Source organism: Streptomyces prasinopilosus, from assembly GCF_001419695.1.
GTDB lineage: Bacteria > Actinomycetota > Actinomycetes > Streptomycetales > Streptomycetaceae > Streptomyces > Streptomyces prasinopilosus.
Map to the genome: position 1 here is coordinate 1 of NZ_LIRG01000581.1, position 3,750 is coordinate 3,750.

4 protein-coding genes are annotated in these 3,750 nt (G+C 72.2%); all 4 read left to right on the forward strand.

What is annotated here, in order from left to right:
* Window positions 1-68: 68 nt before the first annotated feature.
* Complete coding sequence (locus tag AOK18_RS22565) at window positions 69-899, forward strand: MetQ/NlpA family ABC transporter substrate-binding protein (protein ID WP_055571972.1); 831 nt, start codon at window positions 69-71, stop codon at window positions 897-899.
* Window positions 900-1,109: 210 nt separating this feature from the next.
* Window positions 1,110-1,751, forward strand: a complete 642-nt coding sequence (locus AOK18_RS22570) for a GNAT family N-acetyltransferase (RefSeq protein WP_055571973.1) — start codon at window positions 1,110-1,112, stop codon at window positions 1,749-1,751.
* A 149-nt stretch (window positions 1,752-1,900) separates the two neighbouring features.
* Window positions 1,901-3,109 carry a precorrin-6y C5,15-methyltransferase (decarboxylating) subunit CbiE gene (gene cbiE / locus AOK18_RS22575; protein WP_055695525.1) on the forward strand — a complete coding sequence of 403 codons (1,209 nt, stop codon included), beginning with the start codon at window positions 1,901-1,903 and terminating at the stop codon, window positions 3,107-3,109.
* 380 nt (window positions 3,110-3,489) lie between these two features.
* On the forward strand, window positions 3,490-3,750 hold a 261-nt coding region (locus tag AOK18_RS33650), incomplete at its 3' end, for a hypothetical protein (RefSeq protein WP_157865146.1).

Sequence of the window (3,750 nt, forward strand, 5' to 3'; positions counted from 1 at the left end):
TTCAGGGTGGTGCGGCCCCGCACCACCCCGAGTCGGGGCCGCACCACCCTGAAGGAAAGGCACTTTTCGTGCGTAACACCATCAAGATCACCACCGCCGTCCTCGCCGCCGGAGCCCTCACCCTCGGCCTCACCGCCTGCGGCTCGCAGGAGGAGTCCTCCGGGTCCGACGCCTCCGGCCCGCTGACCGTCGCAGCGAGCCCCGTGCCGCACGCCGAGATCCTCAACTTCGTCAAGGACAACCTCGCGGAGAAGGCCGGGCTCGACCTGGAGGTCAAGGAGGTCACCGACTACGTCACGCCGAACACCTCCACGGAGGACGGCTCGGTGGACGCCAACTACTTCCAGACCCAGGCCTACCTCGACGACTTCAACAAGAAGAACGGCACCCACATCGTGCCCGCCGGCGACGTGCACCTGGAGCCGCTCGGCCTCTACTCCGAGAAGGTCAAGGAAGCCGACGAGCTGAAGAGCGGCGCGACCATCGCCATCCCCAACGACACCATCAACGAGGGGCGCGCACTGCAGCTGCTCGCCGCCAACAAGATCATCACGATCAAGGAGGGCGTCGGCTTCGAGGCGACGCCCTCGGACATCACCGGGAACCCGAAGAAGCTCAAGTTCAAGGAGCTGGAGGCGGCCCAGACGCCGCGCGCCCTGGCCGACGTCGACGCCGCGGTCGTCAACGGCAACTACGCCATCGGGGCCGACCTCAAGCCGGCCGAGGACGCCCTCGTCCTCGAGGCCGCCGAGGGCAACCCGCACGCCAACTTCCTCGCCGTCAAGGAGGGCAACGAGGGCGACCCGCGCGTGAAGAAGCTCGCCGAGCTGCTCACCTCCGACGAGGTCAGGAAGTTCATCGACGACAAGTACGCCGGCTCGGTCGTCGCCGCCTTCTGATCCGCCGTCCGGCCCGGACGGCACGCGCCACCGGCGACGGGGTGCACGGCCGGGCGCACGAGGCGGCGCACAGCCGTCCGCACCGCGCCCGGCACTCTCGGGGTCCACTCCGGCACACGGAGTGGACCCCGTGGTGCGGCCCGGCGCTTTCATACTGCATGCTGGGCAGTTCAGCGGTGTCCGACGGTCACGAAGGTTACGGAGCGGCGCATGACGAGCAGCACCTTCCCCAACATCTCCATCAGCACGGAGCGGTTGGTGCTGCGTCCCCTCGACGAGGACGACGTCCCCCCGCTGACCGAGATGATGAACGACGAGCAGGTCGCCGCCTGGACCGACGTCCCCCAGCCCTTCACCGAGCAGGCCGCCCGCACCTGGATCACCGAGTACGCCCCCGCCGAACGGGCGGCCGGACGCGGCCTGGACCTCGCCGTCACCGAGTTCCTCACCCAGCGCCTGGTGGGCGTCGTCCAGCTGACCAAGACCGACTGGCACATCCGCTCCACCGAACTCTCCTACATCGTCGCCCCCTGGGCGCGCGGCGAGGGCTACGCCTCCGAGGCCGCCATGGCCACGGCCCAGTGGCTCTTCGGCGACCAGAAGCTGGAACGCGTCGAGCTGCGCACGGCCGCCGACAACACCGCCGCGCAGCAGGTCGCCCAGAAGATCGGCTGCCTCAGCGAGGGCGTCCTGCGCAACGCCTGCATAGTCCACGTCCGCGGCGACGACGGCGTCCGCACGGACGTGCGCACCGACTTCATCGTGTGGAGCCTGCTGCCGGAGGACCTCGAGGGCTCGGCCGAACAGCTGGCCGACACCGGACAGTTCACCGCCTTCACCGACTGGAGCTGACCCTCCTTCGGAACCCTTCCGGACGGACGGCCGGTGGCGGGTCGCCCCGGACCCCGCCCGTACCGGGTACTCTCACCAAGCCCGCCCGCGGGCGGAGCGGCCGACCGCACCCCGCAAGACGATCCGCGCACACCAGGAGACTGACGACGATGGCCGACCGGGTCACGGTGATCGGCTGGGACGGTTCGCCGCTGACCGCAGCGGCCCGCGCCGCGCTGAGCGCCGCCACACTGGTGGCGGGCGCCGCGCACCACCTGGAACTTCCCGAGGTGCCCGCCGGCGCCGAGCGGGTCCGGCTCGGCAGCGCCGCCCTGGCCGCCCGCCGGGTCGCCGGCCACCGCGGCACCGCGGTGGTCCTCGCCGACGGCGACCCGGGCTTCTTCGGCGTCGTACGGACCCTGCGCGCACCCGAGTTCGGCCTGGAGGTCGAGGTCGTCCCCGCCGTCTCCTCCGTGGCCGCCGCCTTCGCCCGAGCCGGCATGCCCTGGGACGACGCACACGTGGTGGTCGCACATCCCCGGACCCTGCGACGCGCGGTGAATGTATGCCGCGCCCACACCAAAGTGGCGGTTCTTACGTCTCCCGGCGCCGGCCCGGCCGAACTGGGCCTGCTCATGGAGGGCGTCCACCGCACCTTCGTCATCTGCGAGGAACTGGGCACCGCGCGCGAGCAGGTCAGCGTCGTCACCTCCGACAAGGCCGCCGACCACACCTGGCGCGACCCGAACGTCGTCATCGTCGTCGGCGGCCAGCCCGCCACCGCGTCCGGGGGCTGGATCGCCGGCCGCGACCCCGCCGCCGGCCCGCGCGGCTGGACGCTGCCGGCCGACGCCTACGGCGGCGGCCTCGGCGAGGGCGAACGGGAGCCGCTGCGCGTCTCCCAGCTCGCTCGGCTCGGCCCCAGGACCGGCGACCTCGTGTGGGACATCGGCTGCGGGAGCGGTGCCTTCGCCGTCGAGGCGGCACGGGCCGGTGCCGCGGTCCTCGCCGTCGACAGCGACCCGCGCGCCTGCGCGCGCACCGACTCCACCGCCCGCCGGCACGGCGTCCAGCTCCAGATCGTGCACGGCACCGCCCCGCAGGTGCTGGAGAACCTCCCCGAACCGGACGTGGTCCGCGTCGGCGGCGGGGGAGCGGCCGTGGTCCTGGCGGTGGCCGACCGCCGCCCGCAGCGCATCGTCACGCACGCCGCCACCCGCGACGCGGCCGAGCGGATCGGCCGTGAGCTGACCGAGCACGGTTACCGGGTCGAGTGCGCCCTCCTGCAGTCCGTCGAACTCGACACCAAGGCCTGGACGGAGACCGAGCGGAGCGTCGCGTTCCTGCTCAGCGGCACACTGCCGCCGCGTACTCCCTGAGCGCGCCCGCCCGTTCCGATGCCGTCCCCGCGAACGGGCCGCCGGATCGCGCGCGGTAGGCTGGCCGATCGTTGTACCGCAACTCGGACGCCTGCCGACCCGTCGGCCGATGTCACGAAAACACGCCCGTTGCGAGGCGTGTGCGGTACGGCACAACCCGAGGACGCGCAACGTGGCGCAGTCCACAGCGGACCGTCGCGGATCAGGCTGACGCGGCGCCCGTACGGCGGGGACAATGCCTGTGAATGGCTTTGTCGCCTTTCAGGGAAGGCCGTTCGTACCGCTGGGGACGCACGCTCGTTCTTCAGTGTGGGGCGGTCGGGTGCGCCGTTCCGGGTGAGCTGGTCGTAGGAGCACTAACCGATGGGCGAGGGGTACGCATGACCGACACCGGCCGGGTCCCGGGCGAGGGACAGCCGGAGAACGCAGGCACGGTGGAGCGGCCGGGCGTCCCCGCGCCCGACTCGTTCGCCTACCTCTCCGAGAGTTCCGCCGAGGACGAAGACCTGCTGCTGCCGGGCGCCCAGGGCGCCTGGGGCAACGAGGTCGCCCCGCCCGCCCCGGAGCCGGTCGTCGAGACCGTGCACGAGCCGGTGTCCCGGCCGGAGGTCTCGTGCGGTCCCGGCTCGTGCACGGTCTCG

Excerpts from the sequence above, each read along its gene's own strand:
- AOK18_RS22570 (WP_055571973.1), top strand. The coding sequence starts at position 1,110 with ATGACGAGCAGCACCTTCCCCAACATCTCCATCAGCACGGAGCGGTTG.
- cbiE (WP_055695525.1), top strand. The coding sequence starts at position 1,901 with ATGGCCGACCGGGTCACGGTGATCGGCTGGGACGGTTCGCCGCTGACC.